Source organism: Streptomyces sp. NPDC048297 (genome assembly GCF_043201585.1).
Classification (GTDB): Bacteria; Actinomycetota; Actinomycetes; order Streptomycetales; family Streptomycetaceae; genus Streptomyces.
Map to the genome: position 1 here is coordinate 1 of NZ_JBICZA010000016.1, position 19,348 is coordinate 19,348.

A 19,348-nucleotide genomic window follows, 5' to 3' on the forward strand; every position below is an offset into this window, starting at 1 on the left:
ATCTCCGCGATCGCCTTCAGCCGCCGCTCGGCGGTGCGGAACGTACCGTGGGGCCGGGCGGGCGTGCCCTCGGAACGCGGGAAGAACTCGTACCAGGACCCGTACAGGGCCCGCTCCCGCTCCACCAGCAGCGGCATCGGATCGGACGCGGTGACCAGATCCCGCACCGGATACCGGGACAACACCGCCTCCACCTCAGGTGCCAGTGCCGCGGCGAGCCGCCAGGCGGCCGGGCGGCCCTCGTCGCGCAGGGCCGCGACCGCCTCCAGGACGACCCCCCGCTGCCCCTCGGGGACCCCGGCGGCGGCCCGCTCGTGGAGCCGCGCCCCCTCCTCCAGGACCAGTTCGGTGTCGATGCCGGCCGGGATCTTCACACCGGCGGTGTGCCGCCACGTGCCGACCGGATCCGACCACGCCTCCACCGTGTAGGTCCAGCGGCCCGGTTCACCCGCGGTGACGGCGCCGCCCCAGCGGTCCGTGCCCGGGGCGAGTTCACGCATCGGGGTCCAGGGGCCGGGGCGCCCCTCGGGATCGCGCAGGACGACGTTCGCGGCGACGGCGTCGTGCCCCTCCCGGAACACCGTGGCGGTGACCTGGAACGTCTCCCCGGCCACCGCCTTCGCCGGCCTGCGCCCGCGCTGGACCACGGGACGCACGTCGAGGACGGGGATCCGCCCGACGGACGGGAGGCCGATGCCCGCGGCCGGTTGTGCGTCGGAGGCCGGCCGTGCGTCTGCGGTCGGCTGTGCGGCAGCGGGCGTCTGTGCGTCGACGGGCGTCTGCGCGCCGGCGGGCCGTGGTGCCTCGGCAGGCGGTCGCTCGGTGGCGGACGGTGGTGCGTCGGCGCGCGCCGGTGGTGTGGTGGCGCTCGGCGGTGGTGTGACGGCGCGCGCCGGTGGTGTGGCGGTGGCGTTGCCGGACTCCGCGGGGCCGGCCGTTTCGGCTGTTTCGGCCGGCTCGTCCTGCTGTCTCGTCGGGTTCCTGCTGGCAGTCGTGCCGTTGGTCGAGGGTGCTGCCGAGTGGTGCGTGGCGGGCATGACCGCTCCTGTACGCGTCAACGGGTGTGGCCGAAGGGCTGGTGAGTGGGAGTCCTGCGGGAGTGCTGTGGTGCATCCGTACGGGTGTACCGGGGGAGACTTCCCCCCGGAATCGGTTGGGCAATCCGGCACTTTGTTAACTACTCACGCGTATGTCCACCCACAAGACCGGCCTCCTTTCCGGTTCCTGCCGTCCGGTCCCGAATGCCCTGGCCTCTTCACCCGGATGCGCCCCCACCGACCCTTCGGTAACCACTACCGTCGAAGCAGACGACAGGACGCACAGCGCCGTGCGTCTCACCCCGCAACGCGCCCCGAGGTGGAGTGTGAAGGCGATCCGCCGGTTCACCGTCCGTCCCGTTCTCCCTGAACCTCTCCGGCCGCTGAGTGACCTGGCGCGCAATCTGCGCTGGTCCTGGCACGCGGAAACGCGCGACCTCTTCCAGTCCGTCGACCCCGAGCACTGGGCCGCCGCCCAGGGCGACCCGGTACGGCTGCTGGGCCGGGTGAGCCCCGAGCGGCTCGCCGAACTGGCCGAGGACAGGCGGTTCCTGCGCCGCCTGACCGCGGTCGCCGACGACCTCGACGACTATGTGACCGGCAACCGCTGGTACCAGAACCAGAGCGACGGACTACCCGCCGCCGTCGCCTACTTCTCGCCCGAGTTCGGCATCACCGCCGCCCTGCCCCAGTACTCCGGCGGTCTCGGCATCCTCGCCGGCGACCACCTGAAGGCGGCCAGCGATCTCGGCGTCCCGCTCATCGGGGTCGGCCTGCTCTACCGGCACGGCTACTTCCGCCAGACCCTCTCGCGCGACGGCTGGCAGCAGGAGCACTACCCGGTGCTCGACCCCAACGAGCTGCCCCTCACCCTGCTGAAGGAGACCGACGGCTCACCCGCGCAGCTGTCCCTCGCGCTGCCCGGGGGCAAGGCGCTGCACGCCCGGATCTGGGTGGCCCAGGTGGGCCGGGTGCCGCTGCTGATGCTCGACTCGGACGTGGAGGAGAACGACCCCGGCGAACGGGGCGTGACCGACCGGCTCTACGGCGGCGGCAGCGAGCACCGGCTGCTCCAGGAGATGCTGCTCGGCATAGGAGGAGTGCGGGCCGTGCGCACGTACTGCCGGCTCACCGGGCACCCGGAGCCCGAGGTGTTCCACACCAACGAGGGGCACGCCGGCTTCCTCGGTCTGGAGCGGATCGCCGAGCTGTCCGCGCGGGGCCTGGACTTCGACGCGGCGCTGGAGGCCGTACGCGCCGGGACCGTGTTCACCACGCACACGCCCGTGCCCGCCGGTATCGACCGGTTCGACCGGGAGCTGGTGGCCGGGCACTTCGGGCCCGACGCGGAACTCCCCGGCATCGACGTGCAGCGGATCCTGGCGCTCGGCATGGAGACCTACCCGGGCGGCGAGGCGAACCTGTTCAACATGGCCGTGATGGGGCTGCGCCTGGCCCAGCGGGCCAACGGGGTGTCGCTGCTGCACGGGCAGGTCAGCCGGGAGATGTTCGCCGGTCTGTGGCCGGGATTCGACGCCGAGGAGGTGCCGATCACCTCGGTCACCAACGGGGTGCACGCGCCCACCTGGGTCGCCCCCGAGGTGCTGCGCCTCGGCGCCCGGCAGATCGGCGTCCAGCGCACCGAGGACGCGCTCACCGTCGGCGGCCCCGAGCGCTGGGACCCGGTGGCCCGGATCGCGGACCAGGACATCTGGGACCTGCGCCGCACCCTGCGCGAACAACTGGTGCTGGAGGTGCGGGAGCGGCTGCGCGCCTCCTGGCGTCAGCGCGGCGCAGGCGACGCCGAGCTGGGCTGGATCGAGGGCGTGCTCGACCCCGACGTGCTGACCATCGGGTTCGCCCGGCGCGTGCCGTCGTACAAGCGGCTGACCCTGATGCTGCGCGACCGGGACCGGCTGATGGACCTGCTGCTGCACCCGGAGCGGCCGGTCCAGATCGTGGTGGCCGGCAAGGCGCACCCGGCGGACGACGGCGGCAAGCGGCTCGTGCAGGAACTGGTCCGCTTCGCCGACGACCCGCGGGTGCGCCACCGCATCGTCTTCCTGCCCGACTACGGCATGGCGATGGCGCAGAAGCTCTACCCCGGCTGCGACGTCTGGCTGAACAACCCGCTGCGCCCGCTGGAGGCCTGCGGCACCTCCGGGATGAAGGCCGCGCTCAACGGCTGCCTCAACCTCTCGGTGCTGGACGGCTGGTGGGACGAATGGTTCCAGCCGGACTTCGGCTGGGCCATCCCGACCGCGGACGGCGCGGGCACCGACCCCGACCACCGGGACGAGATCGAGGCCGCGGCCCTGTACGACCTGCTGGAGCAGCGCATCACCCCGCGCTTCTACGAACACGGCCGGGCCGGGCTGCCCGACCGCTGGATCGCCATGGTCCGCCAGACGCTCACCCTGCTCGGCCCGAAGGTGCTGGCCGGCCGTATGGTCCGCGAGTACGTCGACCGGCTCTACGCCCCCGCCGCCCAGGCCCAGCGTGCGCTGACCGCGGACACCGCGCGCGAACTGGCCGGCTGGAAGGCGCGGGTGCGGGCCGCCTGGCCGGGCGTGCGCGTCGACCACGTGGAGACGACCGCGCCGACGGCCGTCGTGGAACTGGGCACGAGCGTGGTCCTGCGGGTGCGGGTGGCGCTGGGCGAGCTGAGCCCGGACGACGTCGAGGTCCAGGCGGTCTCCGGCCGCGTCGACTCCGCGGACCGCATCACCGACGCCGGCACGGTCCCGCTCAAGCCGGTCGGCAACCCCGACCTGGAGGGCCGCTGGCTCTACGAGGGCCCCCTCTTCCTCGACCGTACCGGCCCCTACGGCTACACGGTCCGCGTGCTGCCGGCCCACCGGCTTCTCGCCTCCGGCGCGGAACTGGGCCTGGTCGCCGTCCCCTCCGAGGAGGTGGCCGAGGGAGCGGGGGTGCTGCTGCGGTGAACACGCGCGCCGGCCGCCCGGTGCGGCCGGCGCTGCTCAGACTCTCGGAGAAGGGTCGGCCGGCGCTTCTCGGACTTTCAGAGGAGGGGCGGCCGGTGCTTCTCAGACCTCGGAGAAGGGTTCGCACAGGCGGCGCAGGACTGCGCCGCAGCGGCGGGCGTAGGCGTGCTGGAGGCCGCGGGTGGCCGGGCCGCCCGCGCGGGCGTACCACTTGGCGCCCCTGCTGAAGGCGGCCACGGTCAGCCAGACCGTGCCGTCGCCGGTGCGGTCGACCACGAAGGCCTCCTCGCCGCACTCGGGGTGGCCTTCCAGGGTGCCGTAGGCCCAGCCGGCCCGGCGGTGTTCCTCGGTCGTCCAGATGACACGGCAGGGGGCCTTGATCAGGCCGGCCAGGGTGACGGTGACGTCCACGTCGGGGGCCGCGCGCTCCGCGCCGGCGTCGATGCCGACGCCCATCTCGCGGTGCATCTCCCAGGTGAGGACCGCTTCGGCGGCCCGCTGGAAGACCTTCGGACCTTCGCCGAGGCGGGTGCGGACGAGCATCGGATGGAAGCCGGGCGGGCAGAACGTCAGGTCGTCGCGGGTCGCGCCGACCGGCTCGTAGGTGAAGGGCGCCGAGGACATGGGTCACAAGAGTAGGGCGGCACCCGGAAGGATCTTCTTCCGGGTGCCGCCCGTCAGCTCGGTGCCCTGAAGGGGCGCCGGGAAGGGGTCAGTTGACGTTGACGCCGGACCAGGCTGCCGCGACCGCGTTGTACTCGGCGCTGCCGGAGCCGTACAGGGCGGTCGCCGCGCTCAGGGTCGCCGTGCGGGCGGCCTTGTAGTTCGTGGTCGACGTCATGTACGTGGTCAGCGCCTTGTACCAGATCTGCAGCGCCTTGTCCCGGCCGATGCCGGTGACCGTGGAGCCGTTGGACGTCGGCGAGTTGTAGCTCACGCCGTTGATCGTCTTCGCGCCGCTGCCCTCGGACAGCAGGTAGAAGAAGTGGTTGGCGACGCCGGACGAGTAGTGGACGTCCTTGGTGCCGACGGTGGAGGACCAGTAGTCCGCCGAGCCGCCGTCCTTGCTGGGCTTGTCCATGTAGCGCAGCGGGGTGCCGTCGCCGTTGATGTCGATCTTCTCGCCGATGAGGTAGTCACCGGGGTCCGAGGCGTTGTTCGCGAAGAACTCCACGCCGGTGCCGAAGATGTCGGAGGTTGCCTCGTTCAGGCCGCCGGACTCGCCGCTGTAGTTGAGGCCCGCGGTGTTGGAGGTGACGCCGTGGCTCATCTCGTGGCCGGCCACGTCGAGCGAGGTCAGCGGGTCGGTGTTGGCGGAGCCGTCGCCGTAGGTCATGCAGAAGCAGCTGTCGTCCCAGAACGCGTTCACGTAGGCGTTGCCGTAGTGCACGCGGGAGTAGGCGCCGACACCGTCGTTCTTGATGCCGCTGCGCCCGAAGGTGGACTTGTAGAAGTCCCAGGTCTCGGCGGCGCCGTAGGCGGCGTCGGCGGCAGCCGTCTGGTCGCTGGAGGAGCTGGAGGCGGTGCCGGTGCCGAAGGTGTTGGTCGTGTTGCTGACCAGGGTGCCCTTGCCGGACGTCTTGCGGGCCAGGTTGTAGGTCTTGTGCCCGCCCCGGGAGGCGTCCGTCAGGTTGTACGACGAGCCCGACTGGGTCGTGGTCAGGCTGACGGTGCCCGAGTAGAGCGTCTTGCCCGTGCCGGTCGCGTTCTCGATGCCCTGGTACTCGAAGAGCTTCTTGCCGGTGGCCGCGTCGGTGATGACGTGCAGCTGGTTCGGGGTGCCGTCGTCCTGGAGGCCGCCGACGACCGTCTCGTAGGCGAGGACGGGCTTGCCGGAGCCCGCCCAGATCACCTTGCGCGCGCCGTCCGCGGTGGACTGGGCGGAGCCCAGGGTGTGCGCGGCGCCCACGGCCTGCTTCTCCGCCTTGGCGGGGGTGATCTGCGCCTTGAGCGAGGCCACCTTGATGGTTGCCTTGTTCGCCCTGGTGACGCCCTCGGCCTTGCCCGACTTCGCGGTGTGGACGACGAGGTCGCCGCCGAGCACCGGGAGGCCCGCGTAGGTGCGCTCGTAGCGGGTGTGGACGGTGCCGTCGACGTCCTTGACGACGTCCTTGACGACCAGCTTCTCCTTGGCGCCGAGGCCTATGTGCCGGGCCGTCGAGCCCGCGTCGGACTGCGCCTGCCGGATGAGGCTCGTACGCGCCGCGGCGGTCAGCGTGGTGGGCGCGGCGGCGAGGGGCTTGGCACCGGTGGCGCCCGCCGGGGTCTGGGCGGTGGCGCTGGTGGCCAGCCCGGTGGAGAGGAGTGCTCCGGCGGCCACGGCGGTGGCAATGGCCAGAGGGGTGCGCTTGTGACGCGTGAAGAGGGGGCTCACAGAAGCTCCTTCATGTGGGGGAGCCGGTCAGTGTGGGGTTACTGGCCGGGTGTGTGCGAAGTGAACTTGCGGTGCTGCTGCGGCGGGTGGGGAGAGCCTGACATCAAGGACGCGTACATGTCAGGACCCCGAAGTGATGTTGGCCGAAACTTGACTGTCCGGTTGTGTTGCCGGCGTATGAACGGGCGCCGCCCGGGGGAGTCGAACCACCCGGACGGCGCCCGGACCTCGGGACCGGGCCGGTCGGCCGGGCCCGGTCGGGCAGGGGCTACGGGAAGGTGATCTTCCAGCCGTTGATCGTGCCCGTGTCGTACGTGGCCTGGTCCTGGACCTTCAACGTCCAGGTGCCGTTGGCCGGTTCGGCGGAGGCGTTGACCGTGTAGGTGTCGGTGACGTCGTCCGCCGAGTCGGAGGAGCTGAAGCTCTTCAGCCGGTACGAGGTGCCCGACGGGCCGACGAGATCGACCACCAGGTCACCGCGCCACGTGTGGCTGATATTAGGCGTCACCTGGAGGTTGCTCGGCGCGTTCCCGGTCCGCCCGGAGACCGTGATCGTCGAGGTGACCGCGGGACCGTTGTCCGGGATCGACACCGGCGTGCTGCTCTCGAACGAGGTGCCGCCACCGCCGCCACCGCCCGAGCGGGAGCCGACCGCGACGCCCGCCCAGGCGTCCTGCACCGCCTTGTACTCGGCGCTCGTGGTGCCGTACAGCTCACCGGCCGCCGCCAGGGTGCCGGTGCGGGCGCCCGCGTAGTTGGTGGTGGAGGTGAACTTCGTGGTCAGCGCCCGGTACCAGATCTGCAGCGCCTTGTCCCGGCCGATGCCGGTGACCGGAAGGCCGTCCGCGGTGGGCGAGTTGTAGGTGACACCGTTGATCACCTTGGTGCCGCTGCCCTCGCTCAGCAGGTAGAAGAAGTGGTTCGCGGGGCCCGAGGAGTAGTGCACGTCGATCGAGCCGATGCCCGAGTACCAGCTGTCCTTGGACGCGCCGTCCTTGCTCGGCTTGTCCATGTACCGCAGCGGCGTGCCGTTGCCGTTGATGTCGATCTTCTCGCCGATGAGGTAGTCGCCGACATCGGTGCTGTTGTTGGCGTAGAACTCCACGCCGGTGCCCATGATGTCGCTGGTCGCCTCGTTCAGGCCGCCGGACTCGCCGCTGTAGTTGAGGCCCGCGGTGTTGGAGGTGACGCCGTGGCTCATCTCGTGGCCCGCGACGTCGAGCGAGGTCAGCGGGTCCGCGTTGGCGGAGCCGTCGCCGTACGTCATGCAGAAGCAGCTGTCGTCCCAGAACGCGTTCACGTAGGCGTTGCCGTAGTGGGCGCGGGAGTAGGCCGCGACACCGTCGTTGCGGATGCCGCTGCGGCCGAAGGTGTTCTTGTAGAAGTCCCACGTCGTCGCCGCGCCGTAGTGGGCGTCCGCGCCGGCCGTGGCCGCGTTGGACGTGGTGCCGTTGCCCCAGGTGTCGTTGGTCTGGGAGAACAGCGTGCCGGTGCCCGAGGTGCCGTGGTTCAGGTTGTACGTCTTGTGGCCGCCGCGCGCCCCGTCGGTGAGCGTGAAGTTCGAGCCCGACTGGGTCGTGGTCAGCGACACCTGGCCGCTGTACTGGGTGTTGCCGATGCCGGTCCGCACGCCCTGGTACTCGAAGAGCTTCTTGCCGGTGGCCGCGTCGGTGATGACGTGCAGCTGGTTCGGGGTGCCGTCGTCCTGGAGGCCGCCGACGACCGTCTCGTAGGCGAGAACGGGCTTGCCGGAGCCCGCCCAGATCACCTCGCGCACGCTGTCCGCGGCGGACTTGCTGCCGCCGAGGGTCTTCGCCCGCGCCACGGCCTGCTTCTCGGCCGCGCCCTTCGCCACGGCCGGGGTCAGGTCGGCGACCTTCAGCGTGGCGCCGGTGGCCTTGACGACGTGCTCCGTGGCACCGGCCGCGGAGGTGTCGACGACGAGGTCGCCGCCGAGCACCGGAAGGCCCGCGTAGGTGCGCTCGTAGCGGGTGTGGAGCGTGCCGTCGGCGTCCTTGACGACGTCCTTGACGGCCAGCTTCTCCTGCGAGCCGAGGCCGAGGGACCGCGCGGTCCTCGCCTCGCCCGCGTCGGCGTGGCGTATCAGCTCGGCGCGCTGCGAGGGCGTGAGCTTGACGGCCAGGTGGGCGGCATTGACCTTGCCGGCCGCCGGCCGCGCCGGGGCGGCGCTCGCCGCGCCCGACTGGAGGGCGGCCGCGATCAGCGCGGCGACGCCGGCGAGGGCGAGGCCTGCGGTGCGGCGGTGGGTCGTGTGGGAGGTGCGTCCGCGAGAGTTGCTACTCAACACTGACTCCTTCTGCGTGGCCGCGCGTCGTGCGGCCAGGGGAGACCGGACGGTGGGTTGGGGCGTCCGGGAAGAGCGTTGCGGTGCGGCAAAACCGTGTACGTGTACGTGACGCGTGCCGAGCCGGCCCACACGAACGCGCGAGAACGGTGGGGTTGCTGTGAGTCGGCCGTGGGAAGAGTGGCAGGTGATCAACGAATCTGTCAGGAGCGCGTCAGAAATTTGGCCGGAAAGCGGTTCGTTGAACGGATGTTCATGTTCGATATACGGACCATTTTCAGGCCATGGCGCGGCTCAGGCCGTCGTGTCGTCCCCGTGCCACGTGCGCCACAGGGAGGCGTACGCGCCGCCCGCCGCGACCAGTTCGTCGTGCGTGCCCAACTCGGTCACCAGGCCGTCCTCCATGACCGCCACCCGGTCCGCGTCATGGGCGGTGTGCAGCCGGTGGGCGATCGCGATGACCGTACGGCCCTCCAGGACCGCGGCCAGGGCGCGTTCGGTGTGCCGGGCCGTCGTGGGGTCGAGCAGGGCGGTCGCCTCGTCGAGGATCAGGGTGTGCGGATCGGCCAGGACCACCCGGGCCAGGGCCAGTTGCTGGGCCTGGGAGCCGTCGGTGCGGTGCCCGCCCGGACCGAGGTCGGTGTCGAGGCCGTCGGCGAGGTCGCGGACCCAGTCGTCCGCGCCGACCGCCGCCAGCGCCTTCCACAACGCGTCGTCCGTGGCCGAGGGTTCGGCGATCAGCAGGTTGTCGCGGACCGTGCCCAGGAAGACGTGGTGCTCCTGGGTGACCAGCACCACCTGGCGGCGCAGCCGCTCCGGCTCCAGCGCGGCGACCGGCACCCCGCCCACCGTCACCGTGCCCGAACCGGGCGTGTCGATCCCCGCGAGCAGCCTGCTCAGGGTCGTCTTGCCCGCACCGGACTGGCCCACCACCGCGAGCCGCTCGCCCGGCCGCACCGTCAGGTCCACCCCGCGCAGCACCTCACCGCCGCGCTCGTAGGCGTACCGCACCCCGCGCACGTCGATCCGGTCGTCCGCCGGAGTGGGGGAGGAGCCGGCGTCGTCCGTCCGGGGAGCCCGCGCGAGCCCCTCCACACGGGCGAACGAGGCGCCGCTGCTCTGCAGTTGCTCCACCCGCATCAGGATCATGTCCAGCGGCTCGGTGAGCTGGCGCAGATACAGCGCCCCGGCCACCACGGCGCCCACCCCCATCACCCCGCGCCCGTGCAGCCAGCCGCCGACCAGCAGCACCCCGACCACGGGGATGTTGTACGACACCTCGACCGCCGGGAAGAACACACTGCGCAGCCGCAGCGTGTAGAACCGCGTGCGGCGGGAGTGCTCCAGCGCGTCGCGGCTCGCGGTGGTCCGCCGCCCCTGGAGCCGGAACGCCTCCACCGTGCGCGCCCCGATCGCCGTCGCCGCCACGATCTCGGCGACCTCCGACGTCGCCGCGCCCTCGGCCAGATAGCCGTCCCGGGCCCGGCGCAGATACCAGCGCAACGCCAGCGTGATCGGCGTCAGCCCGAGCACCCCGAACAGGCCGAGCAGCGGGTCGAGCGCGAACACCGCGCCCATCACGAACAGCGCCTGCACCGAGTACACCAGCAGCTCCGGGCCGACGTCCCGCAGCGTCGTGCCGACGGTCGACACGTCCGCCGTGCCACGCGCCGTCAGATCACCGGTGCCGGCCCGCTCCACCACGGACGCGGGCAGCCCCAGCACCCGGTCCACGTACCTCTCGCGCACCCGGGCCAGCGTCCGCTCCCCGAACCGGTGCGCCACGTACCGTGCCCAGCGCGCCAGCAGCAGCTGGGCCAGCGCGCACACCAGGATCCACACCGCCAGCCGGTCCACCGCCGCGACCCCGCGCCCGGCCCGCACGTCGTCGACGATGCGCCCGACCAGCCAGGGCCCCACCACACCGGCCCCGGCCGCCAGCGCGTTCAGCACCAGGGCCACGGCGAACGCCCGCCCGTCGGCCCGCACCAGCCGCCCGGTCGCCCGCCGCACCGAGGCCCGGTCCGCGACCGGCAGCAGTCCCGTGTCCGTCGTCACCGTACGGCCCCCTCGGCATCCGTGACCCGATCCGCCCCACCGGCCGTCTCGTCGGTGTCGTCAGTGTCCTCGGCGTCCTCGGCGTCCTCGGCGTCCTCCGTGTCCTCGGTGTCCCGGGCCACCAGAGCCCGGTAGCCCGGCTCCCGCTCCAGCAGCCGCCGGTGCGGGCCGCTCGCGCTCACCTTGCCGTCGACCAGGAACAGCACCGTGTCCGCGCGGTCCAGGACCAGCGGCGACGTCGTCGTCACCACCGTCGTGCGCCCCTCCCGCGCCGCGCGCAACCGCTCGGCGACCGCCGACTCCGTGTGCGCGTCCAGCGCCGAGGTCGGCTCCACGGCCAGCAGCACCTCCGGGTCGGCGAGCAGCGCCCGTACCAGCCGCACCCGCTGCCGCTGCCCGCCCGACAGGCTGCGGCCCTGCCCGGACACCACCGAGTCCAGCCCGTCCGGCAGCCCGCGTACGACGTCCTCGGCGGCGGCAGCGTGCACCGCCCGGCGCACCGCGGCCTCGTCCGCCGTGTGCGCGGCGGCCACGACCTCCCGCAGCGGCCCGGCGAACAGATCCGCCTCGTTGTCCGCGACCAGGATCCGGGCCCGGACGTCGTCCAGCGGCACGCCGTCCAGGCGCACCCCGCCCCAGACGGCCTCGGTGGGCCCGTACCGGCCCAGCCGGTCGACCACGGCGGCGGCCTCCGCGGGCCGGGCGGTGACCAGCGCGGTCAGCCGGCCGGTCGCCACCCGCACGCCCGATGCCGGATCGTGCAGCTCGGCCGGCCCGTCCGGCGCGGGGAGCGTGCCCTCGTCCGGCTCCGGCTCCAGGTTCAGCAGCCGCACCACCCGGCGGGCGGCCACCACCGCCCGGTTCAGGTCGTAGTTCATCTCCACGAAGAAGGCCACCGGCCCGATCAGCACCGCGGCATAGCCGTACACCGACACCAACTCGCCGACGGTGATGGACCCTTCGGCCGCCAGCCGGGCCGCGATCCAGGTCACCGCGGCCAGGAACAGGGTCGGCAGGCCCACACCGAGCGCCTGCACCCAACTGGTCACCGCACCCACCCGGTAGCCCTGCGCGCGCAGCCGCTGCGAGTCCCGCGCGAACGCGTCCGAGAACAGGCCCTTGCCGCCGAGACCGTTGAGGACACGCAGCCCGCCCGCGAGGTCGCCGATGCGCGCGGCCAGCACGCCCTGCCGCTCCCGGTACTCGGTCTCCGCGCCCTGGAGCCGGCGGGTCAGCGGCCCGGTCAGCAGGGCGATCACCGGAACCCCGAGCAGCACCACCGTGGCGAGGGACCCCGAGATGGTCAGCAACTGCACCGCCACCAGCGTGTACACGACGACCGAGCCCACCCCGGGCCCCATCACGGTGAGCGCCTGCGCCAGGGTCTGCACGTCACCGACCCCGATGGTGACGACCTCACCGGCCCCGGCCCGGCGCCCCAGCGAGGCCCCCAGCCGGGACGCGTGCCCCACGACCAGCTTGACCGTGCGGAAGTTGGCGTCCATCCGCACCCGGGTCATCGTGCGGTGCCGCATGATGCTCAGCCAGGCGGCCACCACCCCGGTCACGAACATCGCCCCGGTCCAGCCGGCGAGCACCCCGAGCCGCCCCGGCACCAGGCCCTCGTCCACGGCCCGCGACAGCAGATACGGCTGGGCCGCCATCAGCACCAGCCACGCACTGCCCAGCAGCGCACCGGCCAGAGTCCGGCCGGGCTGGCGGAGGACCAGCCACCACAGGTAGCGCCAGCCGCCCCGGGTGTCGGGCGTGCCTGGATCCTCGTACGCGTCGATCATCCTGCCCCCGTCCTCCGTCCGGTGCTACGCGAGAGAGTCGCGCCACGCCTTGTGCAGATCCGCGAACTTACCTGAACCCGCGATCAGCACGTCCGGCCGGCCGTCCTCGACGATCCGCCCGTGCTCCATGACCAGTACCCGGTCCGCGATCTCCACGGTGGACAGCCGGTGCGCGATCACCACGGCCGTACGACCGCGCAGCACCGTCGACATCGCCCGCTGCACGGCCCGTTCCCCCGGGACGTCCAGGGAACTGGTCGCCTCGTCCAGGATCAGCACCGCGGGGTCCGCGAGCAACGCCCGTGCGAAGGCCACCAGTTGCCGCTGTCCGGCCGAGATCCGCCCACCGCGCTTGCGCACGTCCGTGTCGTACCCGTCGGGCAGCGCGCTGATGAACTCGTGCGCGCCGATCGCCTTCGCCGCCCGCTCGATCTCCGCACGGCTCGCCTCGGGCCGGCCGATCGCGATGTTCTCCGCGACCGTCCCCGAGAAAAGGAACGCCTCCTGGGTCACCATGACCACCCCGCGCCGCAGTTCGGGAACCGCCAGCTCGCGCAGGTCGGTCCCGTCCAGCAGCACCCGCCCCTCGGTGGGGTCGTAGAAGCGGGCGAGCAGCTTGGCCAGCGTCGACTTGCCCGCGCCCGTGGTGCCGACCACCGCGACCGTCTGTCCGGCCGGCAGCGTCAGGTCGAAGCGGGGCAGCACCTCCCCGCCGGTGCGGTAGGCGAAGCGGACGCCGTCGAAGACGACCTCACGGCCGGGGAAGTCGCCGTCGCGCGGCGGCAGTTCGCGGGGCGTGGCCGGCTCCGGCACGGACGGCGTCTGCGCCAGCAGCCCGGCGATCTTCTCCAGCGAGGCGGCTGCCGACTGGTAGGAGTTGAGGAACATGCCGAGCCGGTCGATCGGGTCGTACAGGCGTCGCAGATACAGCACGGACGCCGCCAGCACGCCCAGCGCCAGCGAGCCCGACGCCACCCGGTAGGCACCCCACAGCACGATCGCCGCGACCGCCGTGTTCGCCACCAGCCGGGAGCCGACCACGTAACGGGCCATCTCCAGCAGCGCGTCCCCGTTGGTCCCCATGTGCCGCCGGTTCAGCACGTCGAACTCGGCGTCGTTCACGGCCTCCCGCCGGAAGGCGCGCACCGGACGGATGCCGTTCATCGTCTCCACGAACTTCACGATCACCGCCGCGATCGCCGTCGACCGGGCCCGGAACACCCGCCCCGCGCGCCGCTGATAGAGCCGTACGAGCAGGAACAGTGGCACGAACGAGGCGACCGCGAGCGCCCCGAGGCCGAGATCAAGCCACAGCAGCATCGCCGAGATGTAGACGAAGGACAGGATCACGGTCACCAGTTCCTGCAGCCCCTCGTCGAGGAGTTCGCGCAGCGACTCGACGTCCGTCGTGGAGCGCGAGATCAACCGCCCCGACGTGTACCGCTCGTGGAAGTCGACGCTCAGCGCCTGGGCGTGCCGGAAGATCCGTCCCCGCAGGTCCAGCAGCACGTCCTGGCTCACGCGCGCGGAGGTCTCGATGAACGCGAACTGCAGGGCGCCGGAGACCAGCGCGCACAGCAGATAGCCGACGGCCACCGCGATCAGCGGGCCGTGGTCGTGGTCCTCCCGCAGCGCCGGTACGGCGCTGTCGATGGCGTAGGCCACCAGCAGCGGGCCCGCCTGCACCGCCGCCTGCTGGAGCAGCAGCAGGAGTGTGGTGAGGACGACGCGGGCCTTCATGGGGGCGAGCAGCGAGCGCAGCAGGGCGGCCGTGGCGCCGGGCGGGGTGGGCAGGACGTCCCGGTCGAAGGGGTCGCCGGCGCTCCCGGGGCCCGGGTGCGGGTCGTCGTCGGTGGCGGGCGTCGGGCCGGTCGTGGTCGTCGTCGTCATCGGGAGTCCTCGCGTTCGCCTCGGTCGCCGGACATCAGGTGGGCGTACTCGGGGTTGGTGCGCAGCAGTTCGTGGTGGGTGCCGACGGCGGTGACACGGCCGTCCGAGAGCAGCGCGACCCGGTCGGCGAGCAGCACGGTGGAGGGGCGGTGGGCCACGATCAGCGCGGTGGTGTCCACGAGGACCTGCCGCAGCGCGGCCTCCACGGCGGCCTCCGTGTGCACGTCCAGCGCCGACAGCGGGTCGTCCAGCACCAGGAACTCGGGGCGGCCGACGACCGCGCGGGCCAGCGCGAGGCGCTGGCGCTGACCGCCGGACAGGCTCAGGCCCTGCTCGCCGACGCGGGTGTCGGTGCCCTGCGGCAGCGCGTGGGCGAACTCGGCCTGCGCGACGGCCAGAGCGCGGTCCAGCTCCGCCGCGCCGGCGCCGTCCCCGGCGCCCATCAGCACGTTCTCGCCGACGGAGGCGGAGAACAGGGTCGGCTCCTCGAAGGCCACGGCGACCTTGGTGCGCAGTTCCTCGCGGGGCATGGCGGTGATGTCGACACCGTCCAGCGTGATCCGGCCGGACGTCACCTCGTGCAGCCGGGGCACGAGCGCGGTGAGGGTCGTCTTCCCACTGCCGGTGGCCCCGACGAGGGCCATGGACTCACCGGGGCGGACGTGCAGGTCGACACCGGTGAGCAGGGGCGGGGAATCGGGCGACGCGTCGGGGTACCGGAAACTGACGTTCTCGAACCGCAGACCGCCCACGGACACGCTGTTCGCCGACGTGGACGGGCTTCCCTCCACCGTGGACGCGCCGCTCGCCGCCATGGACGCGCCGTCCTGCGCCACGAACGTGCTGCCTTCCGCCACGTGCGTGCCGCCGGCCGCCGCGGGCATGCCGATCTCCGCCATGGGCGTGCCGATCTCCGGTGTGGAGGTGCCGTTGGCCGCGGATGCGCCGCCCTGCGCCACGGGCGTGCCGTTTGCCGCCACGGGCGTGCCGCTCTCCGCCACGGGCGTGCCGCTCTCCGTCACGGATGCGTCGTCCTCGGACGCGGGCGTGCCGCCCTGCGCCGCGGACGGGCGCGCCCCGTTCGCCCCTCCCTCGGCCGCCCCGCCCTCCCGCGCCTCGTCCATCACCTCGAAGTACCGTTCCGTGGCCGTCGCCGCCTCCTGGCTCATCGCCAGCAGGAAGCCGATCGAGTCCACCGGCCAGCGCAGCGCCAGCGCCGTGCTCAGGAAGGCGACCAGGGTGCCCGCCGACAGGTCGCCGTCGGCCACGCGCACGGACCCGAGGACCAGCGCCGCTCCGATGGCCACCTCGGGCAGGGTCACGATGACGCACCAGATGGCGGCGAGCAGCCGCGCCTTGCGCAGTTCGGTGCCCCGGAGGGTGGCCGACAGTTCCCGGAACGCCCGTGCCTGGCTGCGGTGCCGGCCGAAGCCCTTGATGATGCGGATGCCGAGCACGCTCTCCTCGACCAGCGTGGTCAGGTCGCCGACCTGGTCCTGCGCCCTGCGCGCCACCTCCGCGTACCGGCGCTCGAAGACCGCGCACGTCCACATCACGGGCACGGTGGGCCCGAGGACGACCAGCCCCAGCACCCAGTCCTGCATCAGCATGATCACCAGGCCGACCAGGATCGTCACCCCGTTGACCAGCAGGAAGGTCAGTGGGAAGGCGAGGAACATCCGCAGCAGCATCAGATCGGTCGTGCCCCGGGACAGCAACTGGCCCGAGGCCCAGCGGTCGTGGAAGGCGATCGGCAGCCGCTGCAGATGCCCGTAGAGGGACGCCCGCATGTCCGCCTCGACCCGCGACAGCGGCCGGGCCACCAGCCAGCGCCGTATCCCGAACAGCACGGCCTCTGCGACGCCGAGCAGCAGCAGGACGAGCGCCCCGAACCACACCCCGGCCGGGTCCCGGCCGGCGACCGGGCCGTCGACCATCCACTTCAGGACGAGCGGGAACACCAGCCCGGTGCAGGAGGCGACGACCGCGACGGACGCGGCCGTGAACAGCCGGGCCCGTACGGGGCGGACGTACGGCCACAGCCTCAGCAGGGAGCGAACAGCGGAACGGTCCTCGGTGGTTGCACGTGTCGTGGGCATCATCGCGAGCGTACGGACCGGCACTGACATCGCCCACCGAGTTTCGGCCCGGCTCCGCCCCCGCGGTCGCGGGCCCGTTCCAGTCGTAAGCCCGTTTCAGTCGTAAGCCCGTTTCAGTCGTAAGCCCGTTTCAGTCGTAGGCCCGCATCAACCGATCGGACGATGCCGCTTCGAGCGGGACGGCCGATGCCCCCGAAGCGCTGCGCCCGGGACCCTTGGCCCATGGCATCCGTCATCGAAGTCACCGATCTGCGCAAGACCTACGGCGGCCGGCCCGTCGTCGACGGCGTCTCCTTCGCCGTCGAGGAGGGCGAGATCTTCGGCATCCTCGGCCCGAACGGCGCCGGCAAGACCACCACCGTGGAGTGCGTCGGGGGACTGCGCGTCCCCGACGGCGGCCGGGTGCGCGTCACCGGGCTCGACCCCGTCGCCGACCACGAGCAGGTCGCCCGGATCCTCGGCGCCCAGCTCCAGCAGAGCGAACTCCAGCCCAAACTCACCGTGCGCGAGGCCCTGGAGCTGTACGCCGCCTTCTACCCGGACCCGGCCGACTGGCGGCCGCTCGCCGAGCGCCTGGGCCTCACGCCGAAGCTCGGCACCCGGTTCGGCAAGCTCTCCGGCGGACAGCGGCAGCGCCTGTTCATCGCGCTCGCGCTCATCGGCAATCCCCGGATCGTGGTCCTGGACGAGCTGACCACCGGCCTCGCCCCGCGCGCCCGCCGCGACACCTGGCAACTCATCGAGGACGTCCGCGCGAGCGGCGTCACCGTGCTGCTCGTCACCCACTTCATGGAGGAGGCGCAGCGGCTCTGCGACCGCATCGCGGTCATCGACCAGGGGCGGATCGCGGCACTGGACACCCCGGCCGGTCTGATCCAGCGCTCCGCCGGCGCCACCGTCGTCTCCTTCACCCCGTCCGCCCCGCTGGACGAGCAGGACCTGCGCGCGCTGCCCGCACTCGCCTCCGTCGAGCACAAGGACGGCCGGATCACCCTCACCGGCACCGACGAGACGGTCGACGCGGTCATCTCCCTGCTCGCCCGCCACCACATCACCGCCCACCAGTTGCGCGTCACCGACGCCACCCTGGACGATGCGTTCCTCGACCTGACCAAGGAGGCCGCGGCATGAACACCGCCGTACTGCGCACCGAGTTCCGGCTGTTCCGCCGCGAACCCGCCGCCGTCTTCTGGATCTTCCTGTTCCCGACGCTGCTCCTGGTGATCCTCGGCTCCATCCCCTCGTTCCGGGAGGCCGACGACTCGATGGGCGGACTGCGGCCGGTCGACGCCTACGTACCGATCGCCGTGCTGGTCGCCCTGATCATGTCCGGGGTGCAGTCGCTGCCGCAGGTCCTCACCGGCTACCGGGAGCGCGGCATCCTGCGCCGGATGTCCGTCACCCCGGTCCGCCCCTCCGCCCTGCTGTCCGCGCAGATGGCCGTGCAGGGCGCGGTCGCCCTGTGCTCGGCGCTGCTCGCGCTCGTGGTCGGCCGGCTCGCCTTCGGCGTGACCCTGCCCCGGCAGCCGGCCGGCTACCTGCTCGCCCTGCTGCTCGCGGTCGCCGCGGCCCTCGCCCTCGGCAGTGTCGTCTCGGCGCTGTCCCGCACCACGAAGATCGCCGGCGCGATCGGCTCGGCGGTGTTCTTCCCGATGATGTTCTGCGCGGGCGTCTGGCTGCCGGTCCAGTCGATGCCGCACGCGCTGGCACGTGTGGTGCAACTCACCCCGTTCGGCGCGGCGGCCCGCGCACTGGACGAGGCAGCCGCCGGGGACTGGCCCGGCTGGACGCACCTGGGCGTGCTCGCGCTGTGGACGGTCCTGCTGACGGCCGGGGCCGCCCGCTGGTTCCGCTGGGAGTGAGCAACCGTGCCGGACACTGGCCGCATGACCATCGTCGCGCAGCAGCAGTCCCGGGCCGACTTCAGCACGTGGGGTCCCTGGGCGCTGCTGGGGGCCGGTGCCGTCGCCGCGGTCCTCTCCGCCCGCCCCGTCGGCATGGACCGGCCCCAGACGGTCGCGGCGGCGGCGCTCGTGGCCGCCGCCGCCGTGCTGCAGACGTGCTGGGCCCGGGTGAAGCGGAAGCGGCCGGCGCCGGGCCGGACCGGTGTCTGCCTCTACTTCCTGCGCTGGGCCATCGGCTTCGTGCTGTCCTGGATCAACCCGTTCTTCGCCTTCTACGCCGTGACGGGCTACTACACCGCCGGCGTCGACCTGCCCCGCCGCCTCGTGCTGCCCGGCCTCTTCCTGACCGCCGTCACCATGGCAGGCAGCGAGATCGGCGGCTGGCCGCCGCACGGGCTGGTCCTGTGGCTCGGCTTCTTCCTCGTCCTGGCCGTCAACATGGGCATGGTCAGCGTGTTCACGCGCTACGCCGAGCGGGAGCAGGCCCGCACCGTCGTCCAGGCCGAGACCATCGCCGAACTCGAGCGCACCAACGCCGCGTTGCAGCAGGCCATGGACGAGAACGCCGCCCTGCACGCACAGCTCCTCGTGCAGGCGCGGGAGGCCGGCGTCGCCGACGAGCGCCGCCGGCTGGCCGCCGAGATCCACGACACCATCGCCCAGGGCCTGACCGGGATCATCGCCCAGCTCCAGGTCGTCGCGGGCGCCCCCGACCTCACCACCGCCCGCACCCACCTGGAGAGCGCCTCCGCGCTGGCGCGGCACAGCCTCGGCGAGGCCCGCCGCTCGGTGCACAACCTCGCCCCCGTCGCGGGCGCTCCACCCGCTTCGGCTCCGCCCCGGGCCTGCGCCCGCGGCTTTCGCCTGCACTTGAGGTTTCCGCCCGCGCCTGCGCTGTCGCCCGCGGCTCAGACGGCTCGCAGCGGCACCGCCCGCCCCG

General features: G+C 72.7%; 12 protein-coding genes. 4 read left to right on the forward strand and 8 right to left on the reverse strand.

Going from position 1 to position 19,348, the window contains the following annotated elements; all coding sequences use genetic code 11:
- A partial coding sequence (locus tag ACGFYV_RS18990; protein ID WP_393879542.1) for a maltotransferase domain-containing protein occupies window positions 1-1,037 on the reverse strand: 1,037 nt, incomplete at its 3' end.
- Window positions 1,038-1,363: 326 nt separating this feature from the next.
- Here ACGFYV_RS18990 and ACGFYV_RS18995 point away from each other — a divergent pair.
- Window positions 1,364-3,982 (forward strand): glycosyltransferase family 1 protein, encoded by a 2,619-nt coding sequence (locus tag ACGFYV_RS18995; RefSeq protein ID WP_393879543.1) that lies wholly within the window; start codon window positions 1,364-1,366, stop codon window positions 3,980-3,982.
- A gap of 102 nt (window positions 3,983-4,084) precedes the next feature.
- Here ACGFYV_RS18995 and ACGFYV_RS19000 read toward each other — a convergent pair whose 3' ends face one another.
- The 7 genes from ACGFYV_RS19000 to ACGFYV_RS19030 all read right to left on the reverse strand — a co-directional run bounded on the left by ACGFYV_RS19000 (window position 4,085) and on the right by ACGFYV_RS19030 (window position 16,507).
- Window positions 4,085-4,606, reverse strand: a complete 522-nt coding sequence (locus tag ACGFYV_RS19000) for a DUF1990 domain-containing protein (RefSeq protein WP_393879544.1) — start codon at window positions 4,604-4,606, stop codon at window positions 4,085-4,087.
- Window positions 4,607-4,694: 88 nt separating this feature from the next.
- Window positions 4,695-6,356 carry a M4 family metallopeptidase gene (locus ACGFYV_RS19005; RefSeq protein ID WP_393879545.1) on the reverse strand — a complete coding sequence of 554 codons (1,662 nt, stop codon included), beginning with the start codon at window positions 6,354-6,356 and terminating at the stop codon, window positions 4,695-4,697.
- A gap of 268 nt (window positions 6,357-6,624) precedes the next feature.
- Window positions 6,625-8,664: a M4 family metallopeptidase gene (locus ACGFYV_RS19010; protein ID WP_393879546.1), complete on the reverse strand. Its 2,040-nt coding sequence runs from the start codon at window positions 8,662-8,664 to the stop codon at window positions 6,625-6,627.
- 291 nt (window positions 8,665-8,955) lie between these two features.
- Complete coding sequence (locus tag ACGFYV_RS19015) at window positions 8,956-10,719, reverse strand: ABC transporter ATP-binding protein (RefSeq protein ID WP_393879547.1); 1,764 nt, start codon at window positions 10,717-10,719, stop codon at window positions 8,956-8,958.
- A complete protein-coding gene (locus ACGFYV_RS19020) occupies window positions 10,716-12,515 on the reverse strand; it encodes an ABC transporter transmembrane domain-containing protein (RefSeq protein ID WP_393879548.1) in 1,800 nt (599 codons plus the stop codon). The genes ACGFYV_RS19015 and ACGFYV_RS19020 overlap by 4 nt, the downstream gene beginning before the upstream one ends.
- A gap of 24 nt (window positions 12,516-12,539) precedes the next feature.
- On the reverse strand, window positions 12,540-14,405 hold the full coding sequence (locus ACGFYV_RS19025) for an ABC transporter ATP-binding protein (protein WP_393879549.1): 1,866 nt from the start codon (window positions 14,403-14,405) through the stop codon (window positions 12,540-12,542).
- On the reverse strand, window positions 14,402-16,507 hold the full coding sequence (locus ACGFYV_RS19030; RefSeq protein ID WP_393879550.1) for an ABC transporter ATP-binding protein: 2,106 nt from the start codon (window positions 16,505-16,507) through the stop codon (window positions 14,402-14,404). Before ACGFYV_RS19030 ends, ACGFYV_RS19025 begins: the two co-directional genes overlap by 4 nt.
- 219 nt (window positions 16,508-16,726) lie before the next feature.
- On the opposite strand from ACGFYV_RS19030, the gene ACGFYV_RS19035 reads away from it, so the two are divergent.
- From ACGFYV_RS19035 to ACGFYV_RS19045, 3 genes are all read left to right on the forward strand, one after another.
- Entirely contained in the window at window positions 16,727-17,635 is a 909-nt protein-coding gene (locus ACGFYV_RS19035) for an ABC transporter ATP-binding protein (protein WP_393879551.1), read from the forward strand.
- Window positions 17,632-18,366 carry an ABC transporter permease gene (locus ACGFYV_RS19040; RefSeq protein ID WP_393879552.1) on the forward strand — a complete coding sequence of 245 codons (735 nt, stop codon included), beginning with the start codon at window positions 17,632-17,634 and terminating at the stop codon, window positions 18,364-18,366. Before ACGFYV_RS19035 ends, ACGFYV_RS19040 begins: the two co-directional genes overlap by 4 nt.
- A 24-nt stretch (window positions 18,367-18,390) precedes the next feature.
- A partial coding sequence (locus ACGFYV_RS19045; RefSeq protein WP_393879553.1) for a sensor histidine kinase occupies window positions 18,391-19,348 on the forward strand: 958 nt, incomplete at its 3' end.

Coding starts and splice junctions, on each gene's coding strand:
- ACGFYV_RS19040 (WP_393879552.1), top strand. CDS start 17,632: ATGAACACCGCCGTACTGCGCACCGAGTTCCGGCTGTTCCGCCGCGAA.
- ACGFYV_RS19025 (WP_393879549.1), bottom strand. CDS start 14,405: ATGACGACGACGACCACGACCGGCCCGACGCCCGCCACCGACGACGAC.
- ACGFYV_RS19030 (WP_393879550.1), bottom strand. CDS start 16,507: ATGATGCCCACGACACGTGCAACCACCGAGGACCGTTCCGCTGTTCGC.
- ACGFYV_RS19035 (WP_393879551.1), top strand. CDS start 16,727: ATGGCATCCGTCATCGAAGTCACCGATCTGCGCAAGACCTACGGCGGC.
- ACGFYV_RS19000 (WP_393879544.1), bottom strand. CDS start 4,606: ATGTCCTCGGCGCCCTTCACCTACGAGCCGGTCGGCGCGACCCGCGAC.
- ACGFYV_RS19020 (WP_393879548.1), bottom strand. CDS start 12,515: ATGATCGACGCGTACGAGGATCCAGGCACGCCCGACACCCGGGGCGGC.